Source organism: Moritella sp. JT01, from assembly GCF_001574435.1.
Classification (GTDB): domain Bacteria; phylum Pseudomonadota; class Gammaproteobacteria; order Enterobacterales; family Moritellaceae; genus Moritella.
In genome coordinates this window covers 58,840-85,223 of the sequence record NZ_LOCN01000007.1, presented here as the reverse complement: position 1 = coordinate 85,223, position 26,384 = coordinate 58,840, and the positions used below count along the sequence as shown (strand labels likewise).

Below are 26,384 nucleotides of genomic sequence, written 5' to 3'. Positions count from 1 at the left end.
ATTTGTCGGATCTATACTTTAAAGTTTGGCGTTTTAGTTAACCTAGGTTTAAAATGAACGCCTATCTCAATAACAAGACAGTTTTCATGGATCAACAGCGTACAGCTTGGCAAACGCTCAAGCGATTTTCTTCTTATGTTCTCGATTTAAAAACCACCTTATTTTTTGGTATAATAGCCATGCTTGGTTATGGTATTGTCGATGCAACATTATTAAATATTCTACAACCCCTTGTCGACGAAGGCTTTAATGCTAAAACTTCGACATTTTTGAAATGGATGCCACTTTTTGTTGTGGGCATGGTCGGCTTACGTGGTTTGGCTTCATTCGGGTCTAGCTACTGTATGGCAAAAGTAGGTAATACAGTTGTTATGCGCCTACAACGTGAGTTATTTGATCATTTGATGCACTTACCCGTTAGTTTTTTCGATAAGACGCCATCGGGTGAATTAGTATCAAAGATTATTTATGATTCGACCCAAGTGTCGGGTGCTGCATCTAAATCAATGGTTAATATATTTCGTAGTGGTGCATTTATTCTTGGTTTGCTTATTTGGATGTTTTACCAAAGCTGGCAGTTATCATTAGTATTACTCTTTATTGCACCCGTTGTAGGGATAATTGTTAGCGTTGTTAGTCGCCGCTTCCGGGTTATCAGCCATCGTTTGCAGCAAGCCATGGGTAACGTATCTTCAACTGCACAACAAATGTTGCACGGACAAAAAGATGTTCTGATGTTTGCTGGTCATGAAACTGAACGTGAACGTTTTGGTACAGTGAGTAACCATATTCGTCAACAGCAGATGAAAATGGCAACGACAACCGCGGCAAGTAATGCACTTGTGCAGGTCGTTGCTTCATTTGCTTTAGGTGTTGTGTTATATCTCGCGTCATTTGATTCTATTCGTGCAGAATTAACGCCGGGTAAATTTGTGGCAATCGTTGGTTCAATGATGGCGTTATTGCGTCCATTACGTGATATCACTAATATTAACTCAGAAATTCAAAAAGCCATTTCAGCATGTAATAGTTTATTTAATATTCTTGATCTTGATATTGAGAAGAATACTGGCACGCATAAACCTGCACGTGTTGAAGGTAAGATCTCATTCACCAACGTAGATTTTACATACCCTACAGCAACGAAACGTTTGATTGAGAATATGAATTTTACTGCTCAACCAGGTGAGATGATCGCGTTGGTGGGCCGTTCTGGTAGTGGTAAATCAACATTAGCAAGCTTGATCACTCGTTTCTATGAAATAGAAAATGGCCAAATCAGTATTGATGATATCGCTATTCATGATTACGAATTGAAATCGTTACGTAGTCAGATCGCCTTAGTGTCACAGCACGTGCATTTATTTAATGACACCATTGCGGCGAATATTGCTTATGGCCGTATGAATGAGGTGACGCGTGAGGAAATTATTGCCGCGGCAACGAAAGCCAATGCGTTAGAGTTTATTGAAGAATTTGACAATGGTTTTGATACGATTGTCGGTGAAAATGGGTCAATGCTATCGGGTGGACAGCGCCAGCGTATTGCTATCGCTCGTGCGTTATTACAAGATGCGCCAATTTTAATTCTCGATGAAGCGACGTCTGCATTGGATGCTGAATCAGAACACAAAGTACAGCAAGCCCTTGAAGTATTACAAAAAGATAGAACGTCATTAGTGATTGCACATCGCCTATCAACAATTGAAGCGGCAGATCGTATTTTGGTTATTGAGGCTGGTGCGATTGTTGAAAGTGGAACACATAGCGAGTTACTTGCTAAAGGTGAGCATTATGCTCAACTGCATCGCTTACAACTTGGCGTAAAATAGGTCTATACGTGAAAATAGAAGAGGATATTTGGTATGGTAACCATTGGACAAAATGGTTACTGGCACCACTTAGTATTACTTTTGCAGCTATTACAGGCTGTCGTCGCGCGCTATTTAAATCCGGCATTAAAACCAGTATAAAGCCAAGTGTACCGACGATTGTGGTTGGTAATATTACGGTCGGTGGTACTGGTAAGACGCCGCTCGTTGTTTATTTGTGTGAGCAACTGACTACAGCTGGATATAAGCCCGGTATTATTAGCCGGGGTTATGGTTCTAAAGCGCCGCAATATCCGTATATTGTTAATTCGGACTCTCCTGTTGAACAAAGTGGTGATGAACCATTCATGTTGCAGCAACGTACTCGATGTCCATTGGTGATTAGTCCTGTTCGTACCGATGCAGCTGCACATTTGTTAGCACATTTTGATGTAGACATTATTATTACTGATGACGGTTTACAACATTATGCCATGCAAAGAGACATCGAATTAATTGTCATCGATGGAAAACGCCGCCTCGGTAATGGCCATCTATTACCCATGGGGCCGTTACGTGAAGGTCCGTGGCGTTTAGATACAGCTGATTTTGTAATCTGTAATGGTGGTAACGGCTTGGCTGGTGAGCTTAATATGTTATTAGTTGCTGCGCCATTACGTAAAGTAACAAATAATGAATTAGTGACATCGGATAAATCTAAATCGATGGTTGCAATTGCTGGTATTGGTAATCCTCAGCGTTTTTATACTACATTAGAGAAACACGATTATGTGATTGAAGAACATCTTTCATTTCCTGATCATCATGCTTTTAGTGCCGCTGAAATTGAACAGTTTGCAGCAGGGCGAACCGTTATTATGACCGAAAAAGACGCTGTAAAGTGTCAATCTTTTGCTCTAGATAATTGGTATTATTTACCGGTAAACGCAAGTTTAGATAGCGATTTTTTACCGCAGTTATTATTAAAATTAAAGGAATTAACCCATGACTCTGGATCATAACTTACTTGAAATTATTGCTTGTCCTGTTTGTAAGGGAAAACTGCACTATGATAAAAGTAACAATGAACTTATTTGTAATGTAGATCGTCTTGCTTATCCAATTACGGAAGGTATACCAGTACTACTTGAGGTTAAAGCACGTCAGTTAAGCAGTGAAGAGTTAGCTAAATGAGTTTTATTGTCATTATCCCATCACGCTATCAATCTAGTCGTTTGCCCGGTAAGCCGCTCGTTGATATTTGTGGTAAAACAATGATCCAACGTGTTGCCGAACAAGCTATGCAAAGTGGCGCTTCACGTGTTGTTGTTGCTACAGATGATATACGTATTGAACAGGCCGTTACTGCTTTAGGTTATGAAGTTTGTATGACTTCACCTACGCATAACTCTGGTACAGAGCGTTTAGCTGAAGTATGCAGTAAGTTAGGTTTTAATGATGATGACATTATTGTTAATGTACAAGGTGATGAACCATTAATTCCACCGCGTATTATTGAGCAAGTAGCGAATAACCTTGGCAAACAAAACGAAGCGCGTATGGCTACGTTATCTGTTGCTATCACAGATGTGGAAGAAGTCTTTAACCCTAATGCGGTTAAAGTTGTCACGGACAAGCAAGGTTACGCTCTGTATTTCAGCCGTGCACCTATTCCGTATCACCGTGATAACTTTATGCATACGCCAGTGACTGAGATTAAGCCTGTGTACCAACGTCATATAGGTATTTACGCATACCGTGCTGGTTTTATTCGTGATTATGTTCAATGGGCGGAAACAGAATTAGAACAGATTGAATCGTTAGAGCAATTACGTGTACTTTGGCATGGTGAAAAAATTCATGTTGAAGAAGCGCTTGAAGCACCTGCTGCAGGCGTTGATACACCAGAAGATCTTGTTGTTGTACGTAATATTGTAAGCGGCTGATGGTTTACGAATAATACAAGCTTGCTTTAAGTAGATTAAGTCATGTAAACGTCTTTTTCAATAAGCATTTGGCAGCATATAAAGCACTTAGCGTGGAAACGTTCGGTGCTTTTTTAGGAAGTGAAAATGATGACTTTATACGTAAACGTGAGGTATTTAAGTTGAGCCTTCATTAATATTTTTATTTATATCATGCATAAATGTATTTTTAAGGTGTTTAAGATCTTGATAGGTAATGGAATCGAGTTCGCTATGTTGTTGTAAAAATTGCTCTAATTTTATTAAAGAGTAGGGTGATAAACTTTTTGGGTGCCCCATTATATTAAAAATACTATCTTGATCTGTTTGCTCTAGATGTTCTTGAAATGCCTTCTCTAGTTGTCCAGCTTTGGAACCATCAATCATGACAGGCCCGTAAGTTGTTTTTGTTAATCGTTCAATGTAATAACTGCGATTTGAGAGCATTGCTTGGCCATCGCCAAAGGAACTAAATAAATGGCTGGAGAGTTTTTTACGAAGTGCGAGCTTCCAAAAAAATAGAGGTGATGTTTTAGTTGCGCTGATGGGAAGTTCGGTAAAGTAACCATCTTGTTGTTGTTTTAAAGGATCATCATCAAAGTACCAATATGCTTGCTTAGGTATGGTATTAAAATCAAACCAGCGGGTTGGGTCATCTGAGTGTCCTTGAGAAAATACCGTACTGTCTAACCAAATTTCATTCGCTTTTAACGCTAACTTAATTTGCTCAAAGGGTTGTAAACACCAGCCCCCCGCTCGAAAAGCGAATACAGCTTGTTCACTGCATGATTCAAGTTCTTGTTTGTAGCTTTGCACTATGTTATTGATTTCTTCTGGGGTAAAATCATGCAGGCGATAGCGCTCAGTATTAATTACCCAAGTATGACCATTATAATAACTATCCTGCCAATGAGGGTGAATATGAAGTTGTATATCATGGCCTTGCAATGACAGTGATTTCAATTGTGTTTTAATCGTTTGATATTGTTTTTCTAAAACCGGAAAATCAAAAGATTGCGATTTTAGTTTAACCAAAAATCCAGCATCAACAAATAAGCTGACTTTACAATTATACTTATTCAATACCCTAAGTAATCGTTGTGTCGGATTAATCATACAGTTTTCAACACTGCCGGTATTATCACCAAAAAAAAGCTCATAATCTAAACTGAGTATTAATTTGACTTGATCTTTTTCCATTAACTCATTCCCATTTAAACAAGTGACTTATTAGCTATCAACCCTATACGGGCATAAATCGGTATAGGGTTAGTTGTATTGCACTTGATTATTACGACGAGTGAATCCAAAACCTAAAAGTGCTAAGCCTAATAGCGCTGCACCAGCAGGCGCTGGAACCACGGTTGGTGGGAATGAACTCCTACTTTGGATAATACTGGGGGGGGCAGGATATACTGTTGCAGAGAAGGCATTATTACCTCGTCTGCTACTGTAAGCCCAATGAAAGGGAGTCGTTTCATAGCCAGCCGTTGAAAGAAAACCAGCCCCTTCAACGATGGCTACACTACCAACAACAGTATTAATAGTAATAGCAGCAAGGTCAAATTCAAACCCTCCGACATGCCATAAATCAATTGTTGGGACTATGGTGGGTAAATCCGAAAATATGACTGTATCACCAGGCGTAACAGCTGGAATAAAGTTACCTGTTACTGCATCGATTTCAAACGTAGCGAACATCAATGACGTTACAGCGGAACCATCATCGGTAGTCGTTGATAGACCGGTGAAGTCTATCTTACCTTCAAGTAACATTGCAGATGTTGTCGTGCTTGTGAAGAAAAATAACGCTGTTAGTAAAAATATAAATTTTCTCATGGTTATCGCCTTAAAAATATGACTATTTAATATAAAGCATTTTTCACACCAATTTTAATATCATTTAATTTTCAATGTGCTACATATCTACAGTATTATTACTTGAAATTTATGTAAATTATTTCGACAGTTATCCCTTACTTACCTCGTCTAAATGTTGTTGAATATTTTTATCATTAGGTAATAATTTACTGGCTTGTTTGATTAAGGCTTTTCCTCGGTTTATATCGCCGTTATGAAATAATATCCAACCATAAGTATCTAAAATAGCAGCATTATTAGGCTTCAATTTATAGGCTCGCTCAGCAAAAGAAAGAGCCTGTGGAATACCAGCTTCAAAAGAAAGCCAAGCGGTATTATTTAAGCTGATTATCTCATTTGGTGCTTTTTGTAATATTGAATTATAGATGGCAATCGCTTGCTTATTTTCACCTTGTTCCTGCAAGTAAATAGCCTTATAACGAGTCGGTATCAGGCTATCAGGAAACTCATTTTGCCATTCATCAAGAAACGTGAACGCTTTTTCTGAGCTATTAGTTTTTAATTGTAAATATAATTGCTCAGCGACGCTTCTATCTTTTACTTTATTCCAGTATGAATGTAATAGCTTGATGGCTTCATTTTTTTCTCCTTTTGCATTCAATATCTGTGAATTGAACAGTGTTGCTAATGAATTATCGGGTAATAATTGGTTTATTTGTTCAGCTAGGCTTTGGGCTTCATTATATTGACCTGAAGCAATCTCTATGTGGGTTAATAAACTGAGGAGGCGGACATTATTTACATAATTTTTAGTTGTAGAAGTGACTATTTCTCTCGCTTTTAGATAATCTTTTTCTATTAAAGCGGTACGTGCTTTCAATAGAGCAACTTGTACCGTTAATTCATCAAGGTTTACTTGGTATTTTTTAGGCAACTCATTGTTTGCTTCTTTTGCATAATTATCAGCCAAATCGAGTCTATTTTGTTGTAGGCTTAAATGGGCTAGGGTGAGTGCTAATACACTAGCGTTATAATTTTCGTGAAGGTAGTCAGCTGTCTTTAAGGGATCTTTTTTTAATTTCATTAAGCTCAGTATAGCCCCTTTATAGGCTGTGATTTCAGTAGGGTAAAACTTAATAATGTCGTTATAGTTATTTAAAGATAACTGCCAATTTTTATTTATATTATTTATTTTAGCCATGGTATAAAGTGCTTGGATATTATCTTTCTCTGATACCAAAATATTTTCTATTATTGGTATTGCCTTATGTAATCTCTGTTGATACATGTAGTAACTCGCGATAATTAATTGTGTATTCGTATTTTTACTATATGTTTCTTCTAAACTAGCAACATAGTTATCTACTTCCGTTGTTTTATTAAGTGTAAGTAGTTGTCGAATGTACAATGTTTGTAATTTTGGGCTTTCTGGATTAAAAGTTAAACTTGAAGATAGGGTTTGTAATGCCATCTCTGGCTGTGGTTCTGGTAAGTTGCTGTAATAAAGGAATGCAAGTAATGCAACACGCTCAGATTTAGGGCTTAATGACATTGCTTTATCAAGGCCTTTTTTGGCTTTGCTAAACTCTTTTTGCTGGATTGCAGCACTTATATAAAGAATCCATGTGTCAGTATCTCTACTTGTTTCGGGTATATATTTAAGTAGATCTAATACATTGTCATATTTATTTTGTTGTAATAGGGTTTTGACATAAAGTTCTGTGAGTTTTGTTGGAGATACTTCTGGATCAATAATATCAATGAGATACTTTTCGGCGTGTTGTGGGTTACCTTCATTGTAAAGTATTAATCCCAATAAGACGGCTGATTTTTTATGCCCAGGAGAACCATCTAAAATTTCCAATAATATTTCTTTAGCGGCTGAAAACTCTTCATTTTGAAATAAGTTAAGTGCCTGAGTATATTGTAGTGACAGTGATTCTGACATTGGGAATTCATCAGATAAAATACGTGTATATATTTTTGCTTCAGATAGTCGCCCTTGTTGTGTTAATACATGTGCTAAGCTCTGAAATATTTTAATGCGTTGTACCGTAAATATATCAGCATTTGGAAGGCTAGCTAGTGTTTGTGATAGTGCTTCTTCTGCATTATTAAGCTCACCCATATTGATATAAATTAGACTTTTTAAGAAGAGAGCATCTGTGTTTTCAGGGGCGATTTCGATGATATTATCAATTATATTGATTGCATTAATTTCATTGTCTGAGGCAACTTCAATTTTTGCTAAGCCAAGCATGCTATCAACTTTGTAATCCGGATCTTCTAATAATTGGCTAAACGTTGTTTTGGCTTGTTCTAACTCATCGGTATGTAGTAGTTGCTGTGCAACGGATAGCTGTAAACGTTGTGCTTGTGTTGATAGTAATTGTTGTTTTTGTTCAATGAGTTGTTGTGCTGAAATCAATTTGTTTGACATTTGGTAAGCATCGAGTAGTGCAAAATAGTACTCGACATTTTTACTGCCGGTAAAATCTTCAAGCACTTTAATGCTATCTCTCGGGTGCCCTGATTGTAGATGTATTGAAGCTAAAATAAGATAACTCTCAAGTCGGTTAGGATCTGCATTAATCGCTTCAGTTGCGGCATTAAAAGCGGCTCTAAATTGATGTCCATCGAGGTATGATTTACTCTGTTGAATATATATGTCTGGATCAGTTTTGTTTTGTAAGTCAGAGGATTCACTGCAACCTGCGAGTAGAATTACACCTGATAGTAATAGTGCTGTGAAGACTATTTCTATTTGAATATTAAGATCAATTAATTTCATACATATCTTCCTAGTCTAACTTTTTTAAGATTTATGTGTTTGACTGATTTTTAGTTTGTCATTAAATCAGGTTTGTTTTTAAGCTCGCATCCAAATTATGCTTTTTCATTAGATCGTATAATGTAGGTCTAGTGACACCAAGCAGTTTTGCAGCCGCAGAGATATTATTCCCCGTTGCACTTAGTGTTGTTTTAAGCGCATCTTTTTCCGCACTCTCCCTAATAACTTTTAGATTTAGCTGGATGTTTTCAGCTGACTTCAAACCAAGATCTTCAGCGCTAATGTATTTATCTTCACACATGATTGCGGCTCGAGTGACTTTATTGCTTAGCTCTCGAATATTGCCAGGCCATGAATATTCCTCGATAGCATTGATGGCTTCTTCACTAAGACCTACTATGTTTAAATGTTCTTTTTGAACATATTTTTTTAACAAATAACGAGCGAGTAAGGTTTTGTCTGAGCTTCTATCTCTTAATGGCGGAATTTCTATCTGTATTTCTGCAATTCGATAATAGAGGTCTTCCCGGAATGTGGCGTTAGCCATCATATCTTCTAAATTTCTATTGGTTGCACAAACAATTCTGGTATCTAGGTGAATTAACTTCCGTCCTCCAATTCGTTCTATTACTTTCTCTTGCAGAAAGCGTAGCAGTTTAGCTTGTAACTGCAGGGGCATTTCACCAATTTCATCAAGAAATACTGTGCCACCATTTGCAAGCTCAAACTTTCCGGGGGTACTTTTTACTGCTCCGGTAAATGCCCCTTTCTCATAGCCGAATAATTCACTCTCAAACAAATTCTCGGGTAGGGCCGCGCAATTTATTGCCACAAAAGGATGCTCATTACGAGTACTGAGAGTATGTAATGCTTTGGCTAATACTTCTTTACCTGTTCCACTTTCACCAAGGAGCAAGCAAGCTGCATTGGTCGGCGCTACTTTTTCGATTAATTTACAAAGTTTTAGCATTTTATCATCGGTAGTTATTAATCCTTCCAGATTGCTACTTTTAGATAAGTTAAAGGCTCTATTTTTACTTTCGAGTTGATGCATATGAAAGGCACGTTGCACGATAAGTTCCAGTGTTTCAGGGTTGGCTGGTTTACTATAGAAATCATAAGCCCCTAGGCTGACCGCTTTTAGCGCATGTTCATTACAATCATTACCTGTCATCACGATTAATTTCATGTGCGGATGTATACGTAGGGATTGTTGTAGTAATTTGAAACCCTGTATTACACCATCTGGTTCGGGTGGTAAGCCAAGATCTTGCACCATAACTTGTGGTTCATGTAAACGTATAGCTGCAATAGCATCATTGACATTCGCAGCTACAACTACATTATAATTAGAAAAATGCCATTTAAGTTGAGTTTGAAGTCCGATGTCATCTTCAACAATGAGTAATGTTTGAGTGATGTTTTTTTGCAAAATAAACTCCCTAATATAAGAATATTTAGTATCTGAAAGCTATTCTAGTTGCATAGTTTTTCTCTTCATAACCAGCAGCGTTCCGCATGCTATTTTGTTTTTCAAAAGACACAGTAAATTGGATATATATTGAGGAATTTAAATTATAACGACTGCCAATTTTTGCTTCTGCGAATTTTTTTGTGTCGCTAGTTGAAAGCTCTGCGTTATAATAGTTGAGGAATAAGTTAGCGCTTAATTTATTTGTAAATGACCACGTCAACCTTGCGTAAGCGCCATATCTATCTTGATCGCCAGTATCAGAGCCGTTAATGGATGTGATAGCATCATCATTATTATAATATAAGCGGATGGTGCTGAGTAATCGCTTATCTAAGGACGTGTACTGTTGTTGCAATGAAATATTAGTTCTATAAAATAATTGCTTGTTTGAAAAGTCTAACTCATCATCTGTCCCAACTTGAGCTGAAGTATTGGTTAATACTTGAGATGCATGAAAGATAAATAAATGCCGATGAAGTCTTGCGTCAATAGTGAATCCATAATGGTATCCATCATATTTTTCGCTGGAAGTATCAACCCAGTTTCCTCCTGCATTAAAGGCGTAATTTCCCAGTAAGTATTGACGTGTTAAGCGGACATCTAAATTATGCTCATTGTAGGTGTAGTCAAAATCATCAAACTTATTTTGGCTACGAACATAACTGAGTTGAATTTGTGATATGTCATCGAATGCATATTGCAAACTGACTTGACCTTCGTTCGTACTGTTATCATTGATTTTTTCTTCTTTAAACCAAGTTTGTGTATGTGTGGCGCCTAATATAAAGGTTGCCCGGGGCGAATAAGGGATTAGCCACTGTAAGCCAGCTGTCAGAAGATCTCTTTCATCTTGATTACTATCAAGCGCTGTTTGAGTTTGATCTATCAGGTAACGCTGACGTATATGCTCAAGATTAAACAGCAGATTTTTACTGAAAACGTCTTGTGAAATGGCAGAATGACCGACCCAATAACTATTACTTCGTAAGTCCGCTTCACTTGTTTCTGAGTATTCACCATCGTAGTTAAGCGTAATACGGTTGTTGGCTTTACTTTGCTCATAGCCGAGTTCTATTCCAGCAGTCGTCGTCGTCCCATCCTTCTTGCGATTAGGTGATTTATAGATGTTATCACTGTATTCATACCCCGCGCTCACCTCTATAAATCTGTTTCGAGCGTCGGCTTCAGATGCGAGAGCGCTACCTCCGTATAAGATATTAAACGAGGATAGAGTTATATATATTCGAATAGTATTGTTACTCATATTCATAGATATATTACTCATTGTTAAGAATAACACCCGCTAATTTATCACTGCTGATCAGATCAATTCCGGTCTGAACTTCTGATGCTGTTGTATGACCGTAGCGAATGACTAAAATAGCTATATCGCAAATTGACGCTAAAATTTGGCTTTCTACATAAAGGCTAATAGGTGGAGTGTCTAAAATAATAAAACGATCTGGATAACGCTTTTTTACTGTATCGATAAAAAATTTCATTTTGTCGGATGAAAAATTTTCAGCTGCAGATTCAGTTTTAATACCGGTAGGTATAATCCTGACTCGACGGATACCTGAAGGGTAGATAATATCTTCGATTTCTTGGGTGTTTTGCTCAAGGTAGTTTGATAATCCGAGTGGATTTTCATCCTTTAAATAGTTATGTAGATGAGGGCTATAGCTATTACAGTCTATTATCAGCGCTGTTTTACTGTGGTCTAATGCAATACTTGCAGCCAAGTTAACTGCAACATGACTCGTTCCAGCCCCTTCTTCGATGCTAGAAACCATACAAACAAAGTTTTGGTTATTGGCCGATTTTAATAGTTTAGTGCGTAATTCGCGATAATAATTAAGAGATTTATCATTTTTACAGCCGGGATAAATTATTTTTAGCTCATCCAATTCTTCTGAAGTGAATAGACAAGCATCATCCATATTTTTAATTTTTTTACAGCCATCGCTATCCATACTATTAGTATTCGATTTCTCATTACTAATACTTTGTGCTTTTAAATTTAAAGGGTTCTGTGTCATTTTATTAATTCCATTAATTGAAAATACAATGGTGTAATTAATGTCGGTATAGATACGTCATATTTTTGCGCAAGTGCAGTTGCTATATAGATTGTTAATGCGCATAAGAGGTAAAACGTGAAAAAAGTATTGTCTAGTTTTTGTTTTTTTCTTTCAGAACGACTAAAAGTGTGATCAATACTGATTAGAAGTTGTGTATTAGTGAGTGATGACAGTTGAGATGCAAAGCGAATCTTATTATCGAGTACGACTTTTACTGCAAATAGACAAATGACCGATAATAATCCAAGGATGGGGCCTGCAATAACGAAGTGTACAAAGCGAAGTCCAGATGGGATCATGGGGTAAGTTGCTGGTTCTTGTATTTTGTAGTTAACCCCTTGTCCTTCAATATCTAACACCATGGAAAGGCGCGCTTTTTCTTTATTTGCAAGCATGTCTTCATACAGTGTCCGAACTACATTGTAATCCCGAGTCAATTCAGACAACTCTGCTTGGTTATTAGCGATTCGCTTACGTCGTTCATAGGCATCTTCAATTAATTTATGAAAGGCTTTAAGTCTGTTTTCTATTGTGCTGTTTAAAATACGGGCTTCTGCCAATTTTATTTTTAGTTCTTGATATAATGGGTTGAGAGTATTTGATATATTACTTTTCTCTTTTTTTCCAGAGTTCAAATCTTGAATAACTTTATTTAGATTACTAATTTGGTATCTAACGTCAGATACTTCAGGGTAATCGTCTTTATACACGAGTAGTAGGTTTTCAAGACGCAGTTGTAATGCCCTGAGTTGATTGTGGTAAATGGATACTTCATAATCATTCGATGAGAATTTTTTTTGTGAACTTAATTGTCTTTTAAGTAAATAAATACGATTTAAGTTTTCCAGTTTTTCTATTTTCATATCTTCAATATCACTACGTAACACTGAAATTCTAGATTCGACGCCTGTTTCTGTGCCATCTAAATGTGATGATTTAAATTTCTTCAATTTATGTTCAGCTAACACTAATTGATTTTTATAACTCGTCACTTGTTGTTTGATAAAATTATATGCGCTTCGACTTTCATCTCTTTTAGTATTCGCACTATCTTCAATGAAAACCCTAACTATTTCATTAAGTAATCTAAAGGTTTTATCAGGGCTATCATCTTGATAGATAATTTTAATGTAATTACCTGCTAATCCTTTGACCTCTAGTTTCTCTCGTAAATTGGCGAGTTCTTTTTCACGGCTTGCTGCTGTTAGGAAAGCATCTTTGCCATAAATATTATTAATAACCTTATTTAACTGTCTAGGAGAATAGATAACATCACGAATTTGTGCTGTTCTACTTTGCTTTACATTTGTTACTGAGGTTTGTTTTCCTAGTAAGGGTTTGATAATATTTTGAGTATCAGCGAAAATAGTTATTTCACTATTAAATACAGACGGTTTATAGATCCCTATACTTAAAATAGCAAAGCTGGTCAACGTTATAAGCAGTATCGATTTGAATTTTTTTAAACAGATTCTCTGCCATATAATGGGTATGTATTTTAATATTTCATTTTGTTCCATGTTTAAAATACCTCATTAAAATAGACTTTCAGGAACAATCAGAATATCTGATGGACGTAATTCATAATTCGTAGATATATCCCCTTGCTTAATAATATGATCAAGTTCTACAGAGTAACGTTTAACACCATCGTCTGTTTTCCGATATAAAATAGCACCGTCACCGTCGGCAAAAGGGGTTAGACTTCCTGCTTGTAATAGTAAATCGAGTACGGTCATCCCCTGTCTGTGCGGCGTCGATTGAGGGGCGTTAACTGCGCCAGTGATACGAACCCGAGTTAAAAACTCAGCACTGACCGGCGATGTAACTATCACCGTTACTTCAGGGTCTCGAATAAACTTCTTTAAGCGTTCGTTAAGTTGCGCAGCTAATGTCTCTGCAGGAAGACCTACGGCGCTAATATCACCAACAAGTGGGACGGATATTTTGCCATCAGGACGAACGAGCATATTTAGTGATAAGTCCTGATTTTTCCAAACGTTAATATATAATTGATCCCCAGCACCTATTTTGTATTCAGGAATACTGACATTTTGTTCAGGAACGCCCGTTTCGAGTGAACCTGATGTAGAGCAACTTGTTAATATAAATATTGTTAATACAATGGATAAAATGTTTGGCATATAGTCCTCTTTTAGTTGAGCTAAAGCGTGCCAGTTTTTATGTTATGATCATTAATATGCACTATGTTATTTATTTCTACTGTTGTTCAAGGGTAAAAAAATTAAGAATGTGGTGCCTTTTCCTATGATGCTATCAACAAAAATTTCCCCTTGTAATGAATGTATCAGCTCCCTTATTTGGTATGCACCAATACCCATTCCTTTATCTTGTTTCGTACTTGAAAAAGGTTTAAATAATTGTTCCTTAATAAATACTTTGTCCATACCACATCCGCTATCTTTTATCTCTAACCAAAGTTCTTTATTTTTAGTCGCTAGTTTTATTGCTATGGTTCCACTATCTTCGGTTGCATCTTGCGCATTTCTAATTAAATGATAGAGCACCATTTGTAATTTATCTTTATCAGCCATTACAAATGCATCTTTACCTTGTATCGATACCGTTGGAGTTGGAAAGTGAGACACATTCATCTCTACCGCATTTTTAAGAAGTTTATTTATATTGACGGGCTTAATATCACCGTGCGGATTGCCTTTTAGTTTGACTAATAATTTATCCATTTTTTCTACTGAGTTAGTGATTGTTAATATAACATCATGAATAAAATCAGGGTGGTGCATAAATTTCTCAGCGTTATTAACAATCAAACTTTGTTGTGAAATAAGATTTTTTATATCGTGAATAGCAAAGGCTGTTATTTTATTAAATAGATCAAACTGCTTATTTTGAATTAGCTTTTCAGACGTTTGATGGCTAATAATATAACTGCCGATCTGTCGTCCTGTTAGTTTTAATATATCTAAATCTTCCCAAGTTAATGGTGTATTAATCGTATTCTCACACAGCACGGTAAAGCCAATTAATTCTTGATTTGCATTTAATGGAACTATCACCCATGGGCCTTTAGCATTGAGGTACCATTGAGGTAAAAGTTTATTTTTTTCTTTATCATAAATATTGGTATTTTTATGCGCTTTAAATACCCACTCATTTTCATCCATTAATTGTATAAAGTGGCTGTTGTTTGCTTCTATTGCACCAGAGGAAGGTAAGTCGAAATTTTTTAAGGCAACGGGGGAGTAAAATTGCTGGCCTTTTAACCAAATCCCTCCGCTATTACATTTAAATAAAGTGGTCATGGCTGAAAGTGCTATTTCGTAACCGTTATTATCTTCTCGTTTTTTTGACAGCAGCGAATCTAACTCTATCCATTGTTTTTGATAGTCATATTTATTAACAAAGAAATGCTTACTAATCCAAACGGTAATAAGTAGACGAAATTTTTCGACACACGATAAGGCTGCTATGGCAAATATTGACATTACATACAGAAGTATTTTAGAGACTTCAGCCCATTCAGCATTAAATATATTAACCACAAGCCCCAATGTCGCCATGCATATAAGGAATATGCCTGCCAATATGAAACTGGCATTAAACATGATGATCGAACGAGATAATTTAAATTTACTATCTTGTAACTGCTGAAAGGGGTATATGATAATTGATAGCGCGAATATTAGAGATGTTGTTGTGCTAATCACGCCCCTTGTATACCAAAGGTTATAATTCTTGCTGGTAAATAGTAATAAGTTAGAAAAAACGAGTATGTCATAAGAAAGTAGAGTAATCGCAACAAGTGCCACTAATTTACTCACTCTATTTGAATGCGTATGTCTGAGGATTTGTTCTGCGGTAACGATTGCCATCAAACACAATATTATTTTTATATACAGCCATGATTTTGGATGGAAAAATGGATTCAATGGTTTGTTTAAACCAAACAGATAAGTGGCACTCGCGATAATAATGATGAGGTACATAAAGGCTGAGTAATGTGCTGGAAGCCGTGTCTTTTGTGAATACATTAATAGGTAAATAAGTACCAAAAATAAACCAATATAACGCATTATTTCGAGCAGTTGAAATTGGTAACTAGATGCTAGATTAGTGAATGGGGTTTGACTTAAACTGATATGCCAAACAGCTGAAAAGAAAGAGAAAATGCAAAAGCTAAGCTTTATTTTTACATTTTTTATTTTAACCAGCGCAGTTAAAGCAAGTGCGAGTTCAACGCAAGCTACTAGAAAATAAAATGTAGTCAATTGGGATAAATAACCCATCATGGACCTTTCGCAACCTTTATCTGCTGTAATGCCTGAATATTGAAGTTGGATGGAGCTTTAACTCATAGGATCCCACGAGTATCAATCACCACTTTTTTTGAAAATTGGGTTTTATCTGCCGCTTTAAATTCTTGATGGTCTACCAGTATAACGATTACATTAGCAATCTCTAAGGCGGTTTCTAAGCTTGTTAGCTCAATGTTTGAATGTGATAAATGTGGGGGTAATGACCTTATGTTTGGCTCGACAGTAAGTAATAGACCGACTTTTTTATTGGCAAGGAATTCAACTATCTGCAAGGCTGGACTTTCTCGAAGATCATCAATATCAGCTTTAAATGCAAGTCCTAAACAGGCAATGACAGGGCGTTTAAATTTATCGGCCGCACGTATTATTTGATCAACAACATAATGAGGTTTGTGATCGTTGATCAAGCGTGCTTGTTTGATTAGTTGTGCTTCTTTGGGACAACTGTCAATAATAAACCAAGGGTCAACGGCAATGCAGTGTCCGCCAACGCCAGGGCCTGGATTTAAAATATTAACACGAGGGTGGCGGTTGGATAGTTTGATTAGCTCCCAGACATTCATTTTTAATTTGTCACAAATAATAGAGAGCTCATTAGCAAATGCAATATTCATATCACGAAATGAGTTTTCAGTTAGCTTCGCCATTTCAGCCGTTCTAGGATCTGTCACAATGCATTCACCGCGAACGAAAGTGCGGTAAAGTTCAACTGCTTTAGCACTACAAACTTTGCTCATACCACCTATTACGCGATCGTTGGAGACAAGCTCTTGCAAAACATACCCTGGTAATACTCGTTCTGGGCAATATGCGATATTGATGTCTGCTGTATCTCCTTCATTCTGAGGAAAAGAAAGATCGGGACGAGCTCTCGCTAACCAAGCCGCTAACTTTTCAGTCGTTCCCACGGGAGATGTTGACTCTAGGATGACCAGGTTACCTTTTTCAAGAATGGGGGCGATTGTTTTAGTTGTTGATTCAATATAACTAATATCAGGTTGATGGCTATCATCATCACTATGGATAAAAGGCGTTGGCACGGCAACTATAAATACGTCTGCTGGTTCAGATTTTGTCACTGCTCGTAAATGACCAGTAGAAACCACACTGCGAACGAGAATTTCTAGTTTCGGTTCGACAATATGTATTTTTCCTGCGTTAATGGTTTCAACAATATCTTGGTCAACGTCGACCCCAATCACAGTCAAGCCACAAGAAGCAATAATTGCTGCAGTAGGAAGCCCTATGTAACCTAACCCAATTACTGATACTTTATCGAGCGCCATAATTTATGCCTTTAAACTTTTATTGCACATTATTAATGCATTGAAGTCGTTATTGTTATTCACCATTATTTCTTATACCTAAACAGAGCGAATAATGCGTGTATTAGGGGTTTTCGAAATAGTGTTTTATTTTAGCTATTATTTTCTGACACGCTTGCCCATCTCCATAGGGGTTATGCGAACGACTCATTTGGTTATAGTGATCCTCATCTTGTAATAAGCGCTCTATTGCATTAACAATCTTGTTTTTATCAGTACCAACAAGTAAAACGGTTCCTTCACTGACTGCTTCAGGACGTTCTGTCACATCACGCATGACTAAAACTGGTTTACCTAAGCTTGGTCCTTCTTCTTGGATACCGCCAGAATCAGTTAAAATTAAGTATGCCTTGTTCATTAAATATATGAAAGGCAGGTAGTCTTGTGGCTCGATTAAAAAAACATTGTGGAGGCCTGATAATATTCGATTTACGGGTTCTAGGACGTTTGGATTTAGATGCACAGGATAAACGATTTGAATATCAGGGTACTTATTTGCAATTTCAGATAACGCTTCGCAAATTCGTTCAAATCCATCGCCAAAGCTTTCCCTGCGATGCCCTGTCACTAAAATAAGTTTTTTATCGTTACTTAATTGTGAGAATCTGTCTGCTAGAGTGTTGGATAATTGATAGTCATTCTTAAGTTTATTCGTTATTTCTATCAATGCATCGATGACGGTGTTGCCTGTTACTTCAATGTCATTAGGATGTACACCCTCATTAAGTAAATTCATTTTTGAGCTTACAGTCGGTGGAAAATGAAGCTTTGTAATTGCGCCTGTTAGCTTTCTATTTCCTTCCTCTGGCCAAGGGGAATTTAGGTCTCGTGTACGTAAACCTGCTTCAACATGTCCAATTGGAATCTGTTGATAAAAGGCTGCTAAGCTTGCAGATAGAGTGGTGGATGTATCCCCATGAACTAAAACCAATTGGGGTTGAAACTCTTTAAGAATGGGCTCTAAACCTAATAATATATTCGTAGTAACTTCGGACAATACTTGCCCTGGTTTCATTATATTGAGATCGTAGTCAGGTATAATAGAAAATAAATCAAGAACTTGATCTAGCATTTCTCTGTGTTGTGCTGTGACGCAGACTTTAGCATCAATACCTTGTTGATCATTCAGCGCATTAACAAGAGGGGCCATTTTAATTGCTTCCGGCCGAGTACCAAAGATGGTTAATATTTTTATAGGCATGATAATTTCAACATTATGTATGAATTGTAATACCTAATACTAAAAGTATTAGGTCTGTTATCTTGTAGTACGTATATAAATTAACCTTACAAAGAATGAGTTTCATAAAATTGTTTTGCTACTTTAAAACTCATCATGTAAATAAGGCTAAGTTTGAATCGTCCTATTGATAATTGCCGTGGATGTGTTTGGTAAAATATTGCTAATGAGTATTTTAAATGAAGTATAGACAATGATTATCAGTTGTTTACAGAAAATATAATTTTTTAAATTAGAAATAATTATTCTAGTTTTATAATCAAAATTTTGAGCATTTATAGGAAATTATGCATATAGATTTATTTGAGGTGATTAACTACTTATTTAAGTGCTTATGCTTTTTGATGTCGTTTCTTTTTATTTGAATAGTTATTACTAGCTAGGCATAGACTTAGGAGAGGGAGAGTGAAAGGTATGAGTGCTTAATATCATGAAATCATAGTGACAAAAACCGTAAATAGTGAGCCTGAGCCTAGTCAGTAAACTAATGTTAGATAATCGCTATTACATTAGTTTTACTGAGTTTGCATGAGGAATTATTTATTATGAATATATTGATAACGTCTACAATATACTTACAGTATCGCTGCATTTGCTTTCAGATCCCGTAGCACTGTAAGCTGATATACAAAAAAAGTAACTGTTATCGGAGTCTAAATTTTTGATGTCGTATGAGGTTTCTAAGGGGTTGTTGACTACTATCGATACGTCGAGGTTAGTTATAGATTGACCATAATATATTTTATACCCTGCCAAGTTCGTCAGTGTTGAACCATTTTCGTTTTCAGTCGGTGCTGTCCAGTTGAGTTGGGCCGTATATTGCCCATTTTCTGGTAATACTGTTACAGACACAGCATCTTTATATTCCTGTTCTTGATTGTCAGTGACTGTCACCTCGAATTCTAATAAGTCATTTACAAGTGGCGTAAATGCGATATATGAACTGTTATTATCTGGTAACGATATTGGATTTCCGGATGTTTGTATCCATAGGTAAGAGATCGTATTCGTGTCCAAATTTTTGATTGTAGGGCTGAGGTGAACGGATTCACCGATATCGACAGTTAGGTCAGGGCCTAAATCAACACTTGGACTCGTGTCATGGTTTGATGCTGAATCTTGATTACAAGCTGTTAAAAATGATAAACATAAGCAATAAAAGACGAGTAGGCGAGGGTGCTTAATGGAAACTCTCCATTGTTTTGAATCATTCATTTCCAACTCCATATTTATTCATAATCTTATATATTAGGATGTGCAGTTTAGTTCATAACCCCTAGAAGTCAAACGTGATAAACAATGCGGTTAATTTATTGTTAGCCTATGTAGATTCTCCTTAAGGTATTGAATTTACTTTGTTTTTGTTTTAACTTCTAGTTTCTTTATGTTTTATTTTATACTCGATATTTTCTATTGATTTGATTTTTAAGGTATTGTTTTTATAAAAAAAGTTAAATAATTTATAGGGCATGATGAGGTGGTTTATATGGTTAACGGTGAAGATAAATCTATCGAAATTAGAATAATAAAAGAGTGGAATGAGTTTGAGGCTTTGAAAGAGGATTGGCAAAACCTTCTCGAACAGTCTGATGCGAATAATATTTTCCTGACTTGGGAGTGGATTGATTGTTGGCTAAAAAGTCAAAGTACGGCGATTAATCTACTTATAATCGTGATTCAAAATAGTCAACAGACCCTCGCCATTGCCCCTTTTTATATACAAGAATACCGATTAGCTAATTTATTAACCTATCAATCTTTACGCTTTGTTGGCGATCAGAACACTGGCTCAGAATATTCAAATTTTATTGTTAAAGCAGAGAGATGCCTCGAGCTTAAAAGCATGCTTTGGGAGTATTTGCTTAGCCCTGATATTAAACCCTATTGGGATTTCATTTGGTTTACTAATGTTGCATCTTGGACTGCTGGAGGTACAACATTATTAGAGTCATTAGCAACAGTAAAACCCCTCAATTGTAATTGCCGTACTGTCGAGTTTGCTCAGGTGGCGTTACGAGATTTAACAACAGAAATACTACCTAGCCTATCTAAGAATTTACGTACTAGTATACGTAAAACCCATCGTCGCTTAGATAAAATTGGGCCTTGGCAGGTTGAAATTAGCCATAAACGTGATGATATTGGGAAGTATCTTGAGAAACTGTTTACATTACACAATAAACACTGGCAATATTTAGGTTTAGGTTCTTTCCAGCGGCGTCCTGAGTTAGTTGATTTTTACCGTGATTTTGTGCCTTTGGCATTACAAAAAGGTTGGCTAAGATTACTCAGACTTGAGAGTGAAGGTGAAATACAGGCTATGCAACTTGGGTACGTGTATAACAACCAATTTTTATCCATACAAGAAGGTTATAACCCTGATTACTTATCAGGAATCGGACAGGTTTTACGTTATTTTTCATACAGAAAGTGCAAAGAAGAAGGTGTATGTTGTTATGATTTTCTTGGCGTTTACACAGACCATAAAAGACGTTGGCTTGCAGAAAAAAAACACGGGGAAAACCTTTTCATTTGGCATAGAAAAATGAAGAACCTGCCTTTTGAGGCTAAACAGATTTGGCCAACAGGGCGTTATTTAAAGCCAACATAATGTCTTATTAAATCCAAGTTATTATAGTCATGAATTGCTTATCACCAATGACGCTACCACTTGAAATCAATGTGCTAATTGCGGTACGCTGATGATAATTACGACTTATCCAGCCTAAAGATGTATGGTCGGTATCTTCATGCCATTGACCTCTAACTATTTCATGGGTTAAATTTTCGGGCAGGCAGATATATACTTTATTGCTGTTTAAGTAAAGGGTACAAATGTGACCTTCTATTTTAATATTACTGCAATCTTCTGATAGATGAAAATATAACGCAATATCATGATTGCTTTGAGATTGTATTTTATCCGTGATTGCTAAACTATTTCTTTGAGTATTCAAATCTAAGTGACGTTTATGAATAAGTGGTGATGAGAGTCGTTGGTAACCATTATGAAAACCAGCTACCTGTCCTCCTGATTTAGTGGGATTCCAGAGAGTACACTGCGCTTGTGCATGTTGCTCCCACATAAATGGACCTGTCATGACAGATTGATCTAAGCCATCAATTTCGAGCGTATTATGTGCTTGCGTTTTTCTAAACTGATTACGCCAACATGGAAAGCTATAATAATCGTATGTACCACTATCAACGAATAGATCTTTGCCGTTTATACGCATTACTAAGCTTAATGCATCGGCATGACCATGAGCTGCGATAGATGTGTAGCCTAGCTCTGCGCAATCGAATAAAATACTGACTTGATCATTATTATTTATATTACCGGCTTGTAATAAAAAATAACCGGATTCTTGGAATTTTAGAGAAGTTAAATCAGGTACCTCTTGTAAAACGTTGTGCTTACGCTCTATGCGTTGATTGAATAACCAAAATGCAGACTCACAGGGTTTTCGGTAATTGATATGAAAAATTTGATTGTCATAAAGGTGGGCTGCCAAATCACAAAGTGCATTTATATCATGGACATGATCTCCAAGGTTAAGCGCATAACCATCGTCCTGATCACCTACCATCGGATAATGTTCACCCCCTTGTGCAATGAAAGCAATAAATGCGGCTAATTTATTTAAAGTATCTTGGTAGGCGGGTGAAAAGTTATCTTTTTGCCAACATCCAATCTGTGCTGAGAACAGGTAGAGCTGAAATACAAAAAATTGATAGCTGAAGCCGTGCTCTTTCGAGCATCCGTCAGCAAAGGTTTGAGCTTGTATTTCCGTTTCTAAAACATGTTTACTTTTATGACGCCAATGACTAGCATCTTTTAACATTGAAAAATAACTACTGGCTATATAGACACCTGCTGCTTCACCAACTAAATGGTTATTAGCAGAAGAGCCTTGTGAAAATTTACTACTCACATCACGGCAATGAAGGTAGACACTATTTAATACCCGTTTTTTAAAGTCCCCAACAAAAAGCCCTGAATCTAGAATAAGATCAATTGCCCATACCCAATTAATCATTCTTATACCTAATTCAAGGGGGCTTTTCCAATTCATGCCGTAGCCGTAAGGGTTAGCGTCTAACCAGCTTGTTAGTTGAGTAACGACACTTTGTGCATATTTTATTTTGCCAGTTATTTTATATGCGCGCGCTAATACTACAAATTGATGGTGGCGGTTAGGCTCCCAAACTAATTTGCAATCGCCATTTTTACTCATGTCACGATAATTAACAGACATGATAGCCGCACGACTTGTTTGTTGGCCTGTTGCATGATCTTTATGCCAGTTGATAGGGGTTTCTAAATGATGATCTTGTAAATCAAAATAACTGAGCTTATGTTGTATGATTTTATCCGCTTTGTTAAGTAGCGCTTGCTGCCACTCAGGACTAAAGGCTGATATATCACCTATAAATACGTTAAATGGAGGTTGAAATGGTGCATTTTCTTGATAGTTGTCATGAAATTTCGCTTGCGATACGAGGTTCATACTCACTCGTAGATGTTCAAAAATTGCTGAGGATAATGACATTACACGCCAAGTAATTTCCTTTCCGGACATCGTTTTAACTCGTTTTATATACCAAGATAGTGCTTGCATAGATTATTCTTATATTGATTTGTTCATGTTGATAGCTTGTGAGCTAAAGAGAGTGACAAAATTAGTCATAGTTTTTAAGGCTCGCGTCTCATTTTCATTACTGTAATCAATTGCAATCGCAATGAGCGTAGCACCTGGTTGGCCTTTAATCGCGGCTTGAACCTCATGCCATTTAGCTGTTTTTTTATCGGCTATAAAGTGGCTGTCGACTAAGTACCAATAGGCAATTAAACGAGAACGATGGCTGTCTTTTCTGAGCGTGATTAAATTAACCTGCTTAAGAGAGGGGGAATTTAATAGGGTTGTTTGTTGCTTGACATTGAGCCAACGATTTTCATCAAAGAGGGTATTCCCAACAAAAATGATTTCTTCGCCTTGTCTTTGCCGAGCATAATTAGCCAAATAAACTTGTAGTAAATCATCACCTTGTAAAAAATAATTGAACTCTTCGCTAGTCGCACCGTGTGAAACTGGGTACCAGTTTTGACTCGTTACATTATTTAATGATAAGTGTGTATAGGATGGGATTATAGGCAGGGTGAATTTGTAATTAGGATCAAAGCGAGAGGGGAGTATTATTGTCGCAGCCGCAAAAAATAGAGTGATGGTCGAGACAGCGAGTAAATACCATACACTTATTTGTTGTGGTTGTTTTATTACCTCCTTCTGCTTGCCATTTTCAGGTGATTTCTCACCAAAATAGGTATTTCCTACGATGATGACAGGTATGAAGCAAGCGGCAAAAACTAACCAGCCGAATGTTAAATGGTCTTGGATGATAAAATGCTGCATCGCAGTTTGGCTTCCGACGATAATGATAGCCGTAATACGGATCCAGTTGGCTATGATTGCAACCATGACGGCGAAAGTAAAAAAAATGCCCGTTGCTCGCCGAGATAGATGATTAATTTGCGCGACAAAAACAGCATATAAAGCAGATGCTAAAAAGAAGCTCAGTCCGGAACAGGCTTCTTCAACCATAAAAATACCATTGGGCGTTATCAGCTTGTATCCTTGTCTAATTATTTCAAATCCTAATAGACTTACACTATGAAAGCTTACCCAAGTAGATATATCTCTTAGCGGCAGTTGTAATACATTCCAGATAGGTAGTATTAATAAAATCATCAGTAAAGGCAGTAACAGCCTAGGAACAGATTGAAAACCAAACAAAGAAAGCAATAACGCTAATATCACAAGAAACAAGCTAAGCATTTGTAGTTGACCAATGCTGGCTAGATTGGCAACCAAGAGTAATAGGCTCGTCGTTATTAGTAGAACCAGGGCGAATAGATTACTTTGTGGTGATGAAAAAACCTCTCTTTTTGTCCAAAATACATATATTGCAAGTGCTAGCCCTAATAGACCATGATTATAAGCGCCGGTGCTCCACCACTCCTCAATGAGATTGACAACTACAACTGAGTTAACCGCTAACACAAAGAAAAGATTAAACAGGAAAAATGAGATTAATATTTTTCGATTATAGGCCCTCATAGAATGTCCCTAATATAATCATATTGACTAATACGGTAAGTTATTATTGCTATAGATAGTATCTAAGTTGTTGATAGTAATTTATAGACTAAGATTTTAACTTTTTTGTAAGACTTAAATAGTATTTGTAGTAAGAGTAGCGCTGTTGAGTTTAGTTAAGGATATTATTATCCGCATCATTAAAGCATCTTTTTGAATGGCTTTACATTGTAAGCCACTGTTTTATATGTCATTAATTGTATTAAAATAACTGCGCTACGATCATTTAGTCTGATTACTAGCAATGCATAGGCATTGTGACAAAGCTTGAACTATGCTTGTGAGAATGTCATTACATGCAAAGCCTATTTTCTCTGTAATTAAATGATTAACATCGCATTGAAGTTTTATTTGTGATTAAGGTGGTTATTAATGCTATTACTTAAGGAGTTGGAGGATTATTCCTCTCTTTCTGAATTTGAGGTTTCACAAGAATATGTCAATATATTTGGTATTAAAGTTCACGCTTTAACGTCAGCGCAGGCCTTAGATAATATTGACCGAGCAATAAAAAATAGGCAATCACTACACATTGGCATGTTAAACGCGGCTAAGATTGTGAATATGAAACGCAACCCTGCATTAGATAAGGACGTCCGCTCTTCGAATATGATCCTTGCTGATGGTTGCTCTGTCGTTAAAGCAAGTAAAATATTGAGAAAAACTTTACCTGAGCGTGTTGCTGGTATTGACCTGATGCATGGGATTTTAGCGCGAGGCGATAAAGAAGGTTATCGGATATTCTGTTTAGGCGCAACGCCTGAAATTGTGACTAAAACGGTTACTGAAATCGAAAGTCAGTACCCTGGCGTGATAATTACTGGTTCTCAACATGGTTACTTTACTGATAGCGAAGAAGCAACCGTTGCGCAGAAAATTGCAGATTCGAATGCGGATGTTTTATTTGTTGCTATCACCTCTCCGAAAAAAGAAAAATTTATGGCTCGCTGGAATAAAACCATGTGCGTGCCTGTTGTGCATGGTGTTGGCGGTTCGTTTGATGTGCTGGTCGGAAAAGTACAACGAGCGCCGCTTATTTGGCAACGGTATGGCATGGAATGGCTGTATCGAGTGAAGCAAGAGCCAGCGCGCTTGTGGAAGCGTTATTTGGTCACCAATACCTTGTTTCTCGCAATGTTAGCCAAAGAAATATTTTATCCAAGTAAACCCCTTTAATCTAGTCACTTATTTTACTGATAAAACATGATAAAAAATAAAAAACAACAGCTTATCTATTTAGCCGTAGCCAGTCACTCTGAGTCGACGATGACAGTCATGTTATTAGGCGCGTACCCTGACAGTCCGTATTCACTGAAATTACAGCAGCGTAATGCGGATTGTGTGAGTGAATCTGATCTTAAACATTTTTACGATACAGCAAGTGGATATCATTATTCACTTAGTTACGTGAAATAGTATTA

At 36.7% G+C, this 26,384-nt stretch carries 21 protein-coding genes; 7 read left to right on the top strand and 14 right to left on the bottom strand.

Translation table 11 applies throughout. From position 1 onward, the window contains the following. Positions 1–86: 86 nt before the first annotated feature. From msbA to kdsB, 4 genes are read left to right on the top strand one after another with little or no spacing between them, the layout of a single operon-like run. Complete coding sequence (gene msbA / locus AKG98_RS07085) at positions 87–1,832, top strand: lipid A export permease/ATP-binding protein MsbA (RefSeq protein WP_228140235.1); 1,746 nt, start codon at positions 87–89, stop codon at positions 1,830–1,832. Between the two features lie 8 nt (positions 1,833–1,840). Further along, the gene (lpxK, locus tag AKG98_RS07080; protein WP_067043455.1) at positions 1,841–2,833 is read left to right on the top strand and encodes a tetraacyldisaccharide 4'-kinase; all 993 of its coding nucleotides are present in this window, start codon (positions 1,841–1,843) and stop codon (positions 2,831–2,833) included. After that, complete coding sequence (locus tag AKG98_RS07075) at positions 2,817–3,005, top strand: Trm112 family protein (protein WP_083543910.1); 189 nt, start codon at positions 2,817–2,819, stop codon at positions 3,003–3,005. The genes lpxK and AKG98_RS07075 overlap by 17 nt, the downstream gene beginning before the upstream one ends. Beyond that, entirely contained in the window at positions 3,002–3,757 is a 756-nt protein-coding gene (kdsB, locus tag AKG98_RS07070; protein WP_067043452.1) for a 3-deoxy-manno-octulosonate cytidylyltransferase, read from the top strand. The genes AKG98_RS07075 and kdsB overlap by 4 nt, the downstream gene beginning before the upstream one ends. Before the next feature lie 156 nt (positions 3,758–3,913). Here kdsB and AKG98_RS07065 read toward each other — a convergent pair whose 3' ends face one another. From AKG98_RS07065 to AKG98_RS07010, 12 genes are all read right to left on the bottom strand, one after another. Then, positions 3,914–4,975 carry a hypothetical protein gene (locus AKG98_RS07065; protein WP_067043448.1) on the bottom strand — a complete coding sequence of 354 codons (1,062 nt, stop codon included), beginning with the start codon at positions 4,973–4,975 and terminating at the stop codon, positions 3,914–3,916. 69 nt (positions 4,976–5,044) lie between these two features. Next, complete coding sequence (locus AKG98_RS07060) at positions 5,045–5,614, bottom strand: hypothetical protein (protein ID WP_067043445.1); 570 nt, start codon at positions 5,612–5,614, stop codon at positions 5,045–5,047. A 130-nt stretch (positions 5,615–5,744) separates the two neighbouring features. Further along, positions 5,745–8,387: a tetratricopeptide repeat protein gene (locus AKG98_RS07055; protein WP_067043442.1), complete on the bottom strand. Its 2,643-nt coding sequence runs from the start codon at positions 8,385–8,387 to the stop codon at positions 5,745–5,747. A gap of 61 nt (positions 8,388–8,448) precedes the next feature. Next, entirely contained in the window at positions 8,449–9,819 is a 1,371-nt protein-coding gene (prsR, locus tag AKG98_RS07050; protein WP_157534086.1) for a PEP-CTERM-box response regulator transcription factor, read from the bottom strand. A gap of 25 nt (positions 9,820–9,844) precedes the next feature. Then, positions 9,845–11,131 carry a hypothetical protein gene (locus AKG98_RS07045; RefSeq protein WP_157534085.1) on the bottom strand — a complete coding sequence of 429 codons (1,287 nt, stop codon included), beginning with the start codon at positions 11,129–11,131 and terminating at the stop codon, positions 9,845–9,847. Between the two features lie 7 nt (positions 11,132–11,138). Further along, positions 11,139–11,900 carry an AAA family ATPase gene (locus AKG98_RS07040; RefSeq protein WP_067043434.1) on the bottom strand — a complete coding sequence of 254 codons (762 nt, stop codon included), beginning with the start codon at positions 11,898–11,900 and terminating at the stop codon, positions 11,139–11,141. Continuing rightward, positions 11,897–13,462 (bottom strand): XrtA system polysaccharide chain length determinant, encoded by a 1,566-nt coding sequence (locus AKG98_RS07035; protein WP_067043431.1) that lies wholly within the window; start codon positions 13,460–13,462, stop codon positions 11,897–11,899. The genes AKG98_RS07040 and AKG98_RS07035 overlap by 4 nt, the downstream gene beginning before the upstream one ends. A gap of 15 nt (positions 13,463–13,477) precedes the next feature. Beyond that, on the bottom strand, positions 13,478–14,086 hold the full coding sequence (locus tag AKG98_RS07030) for an XrtA/PEP-CTERM system exopolysaccharide export protein (RefSeq protein WP_083543909.1): 609 nt from the start codon (positions 14,084–14,086) through the stop codon (positions 13,478–13,480). 66 nt (positions 14,087–14,152) lie between these two features. Continuing rightward, positions 14,153–16,213, bottom strand: coding sequence for an XrtA/PEP-CTERM system histidine kinase PrsK (gene prsK / locus AKG98_RS07025; protein ID WP_067043428.1), 2,061 nt, complete (start codon positions 16,211–16,213; stop codon positions 14,153–14,155). 62 nt (positions 16,214–16,275) lie between these two features. Then, positions 16,276–17,526, bottom strand: coding sequence for a UDP-N-acetyl-D-mannosamine dehydrogenase (gene wecC / locus AKG98_RS07020; protein WP_067043426.1), 1,251 nt, complete (start codon positions 17,524–17,526; stop codon positions 16,276–16,278). Positions 17,527–17,629: 103 nt separating this feature from the next. Next, positions 17,630–18,766 (bottom strand): non-hydrolyzing UDP-N-acetylglucosamine 2-epimerase, encoded by a 1,137-nt coding sequence (gene wecB, locus AKG98_RS07015; RefSeq protein WP_157534084.1) that lies wholly within the window; start codon positions 18,764–18,766, stop codon positions 17,630–17,632. A 603-nt stretch (positions 18,767–19,369) separates the two neighbouring features. Continuing rightward, the gene (locus tag AKG98_RS07010) at positions 19,370–20,020 is read right to left on the bottom strand and encodes a fibronectin type III domain-containing protein (RefSeq protein ID WP_067043424.1); all 651 of its coding nucleotides are present in this window, start codon (positions 20,018–20,020) and stop codon (positions 19,370–19,372) included. A gap of 271 nt (positions 20,021–20,291) precedes the next feature. On the opposite strand from AKG98_RS07010, the gene AKG98_RS07005 reads away from it, so the two are divergent. Further along, complete coding sequence (locus AKG98_RS07005) at positions 20,292–21,416, top strand: GNAT family N-acetyltransferase (protein WP_067043421.1); 1,125 nt, start codon at positions 20,292–20,294, stop codon at positions 21,414–21,416. Between the two features lie 7 nt (positions 21,417–21,423). On the opposite strand, the gene AKG98_RS07000 is transcribed toward AKG98_RS07005, so the two are convergent. Continuing rightward, the gene (locus tag AKG98_RS07000; protein WP_228140234.1) at positions 21,424–23,388 is read right to left on the bottom strand and encodes an alginate lyase family protein; all 1,965 of its coding nucleotides are present in this window, start codon (positions 23,386–23,388) and stop codon (positions 21,424–21,426) included. A gap of 48 nt (positions 23,389–23,436) precedes the next feature. Then, complete coding sequence (locus tag AKG98_RS06995) at positions 23,437–24,867, bottom strand: exosortase C-terminal domain/associated protein EpsI (RefSeq protein ID WP_255358618.1); 1,431 nt, start codon at positions 24,865–24,867, stop codon at positions 23,437–23,439. A gap of 468 nt (positions 24,868–25,335) precedes the next feature. Here AKG98_RS06995 and AKG98_RS06990 point away from each other — a divergent pair, with 468 nt between their 5' ends. Continuing rightward, on the top strand, positions 25,336–26,139 hold the full coding sequence (locus tag AKG98_RS06990; RefSeq protein WP_067043413.1) for a WecB/TagA/CpsF family glycosyltransferase: 804 nt from the start codon (positions 25,336–25,338) through the stop codon (positions 26,137–26,139). A 27-nt stretch (positions 26,140–26,166) separates the two neighbouring features. Then, positions 26,167–26,379 carry a hypothetical protein gene (locus AKG98_RS06985; protein WP_067043410.1) on the top strand — a complete coding sequence of 71 codons (213 nt, stop codon included), beginning with the start codon at positions 26,167–26,169 and terminating at the stop codon, positions 26,377–26,379. The last annotated feature ends 5 nt before the right edge of the window (positions 26,380–26,384 follow it).

What these genes read in the sequence shown, in the direction of transcription:
- AKG98_RS07000 (WP_228140234.1), bottom strand. Translation starts at nt 23,388, where the DNA reads ATGTCCGGAAAGGAAATTACTTGGCGTGTAATGTCATTATCCTCAGCA.
- AKG98_RS07005 (WP_067043421.1), top strand. Translation starts at nt 20,292, where the DNA reads ATGGTTAACGGTGAAGATAAATCTATCGAAATTAGAATAATAAAAGAG.
- AKG98_RS07030 (WP_083543909.1), bottom strand. Translation starts at nt 14,086, where the DNA reads ATGCCAAACATTTTATCCATTGTATTAACAATATTTATATTAACAAGT.
- wecB (WP_157534084.1), bottom strand. Translation starts at nt 18,766, where the DNA reads ATGCCTATAAAAATATTAACCATCTTTGGTACTCGGCCGGAAGCAATT.
- AKG98_RS06985 (WP_067043410.1), top strand. Translation starts at nt 26,167, where the DNA reads ATGATAAAAAATAAAAAACAACAGCTTATCTATTTAGCCGTAGCCAGT.
- AKG98_RS07065 (WP_067043448.1), bottom strand. Translation starts at nt 4,975, where the DNA reads ATGGAAAAAGATCAAGTCAAATTAATACTCAGTTTAGATTATGAGCTT.
- wecC (WP_067043426.1), bottom strand. Translation starts at nt 17,526, where the DNA reads ATGGCGCTCGATAAAGTATCAGTAATTGGGTTAGGTTACATAGGGCTT.
- AKG98_RS06990 (WP_067043413.1), top strand. Translation starts at nt 25,336, where the DNA reads ATGCTATTACTTAAGGAGTTGGAGGATTATTCCTCTCTTTCTGAATTT.
- AKG98_RS07055 (WP_067043442.1), bottom strand. Translation starts at nt 8,387, where the DNA reads ATGAAATTAATTGATCTTAATATTCAAATAGAAATAGTCTTCACAGCA.
- AKG98_RS07010 (WP_067043424.1), bottom strand. Translation starts at nt 20,020, where the DNA reads ATGAATGATTCAAAACAATGGAGAGTTTCCATTAAGCACCCTCGCCTA.
- AKG98_RS07075 (WP_083543910.1), top strand. Translation starts at nt 2,817, where the DNA reads ATGACTCTGGATCATAACTTACTTGAAATTATTGCTTGTCCTGTTTGT.
- AKG98_RS07060 (WP_067043445.1), bottom strand. Translation starts at nt 5,614, where the DNA reads ATGAGAAAATTTATATTTTTACTAACAGCGTTATTTTTCTTCACAAGC.
- AKG98_RS07040 (WP_067043434.1), bottom strand. Translation starts at nt 11,900, where the DNA reads ATGACACAGAACCCTTTAAATTTAAAAGCACAAAGTATTAGTAATGAG.
- prsK (WP_067043428.1), bottom strand. Translation starts at nt 16,213, where the DNA reads ATGATGGGTTATTTATCCCAATTGACTACATTTTATTTTCTAGTAGCT.
- kdsB (WP_067043452.1), top strand. Translation starts at nt 3,002, where the DNA reads ATGAGTTTTATTGTCATTATCCCATCACGCTATCAATCTAGTCGTTTG.
- msbA (WP_228140235.1), top strand. Translation starts at nt 87, where the DNA reads ATGGATCAACAGCGTACAGCTTGGCAAACGCTCAAGCGATTTTCTTCT.
- AKG98_RS07045 (WP_157534085.1), bottom strand. Translation starts at nt 11,131, where the DNA reads ATGAATATGAGTAACAATACTATTCGAATATATATAACTCTATCCTCG.
- AKG98_RS07035 (WP_067043431.1), bottom strand. Translation starts at nt 13,462, where the DNA reads ATGGAACAAAATGAAATATTAAAATACATACCCATTATATGGCAGAGA.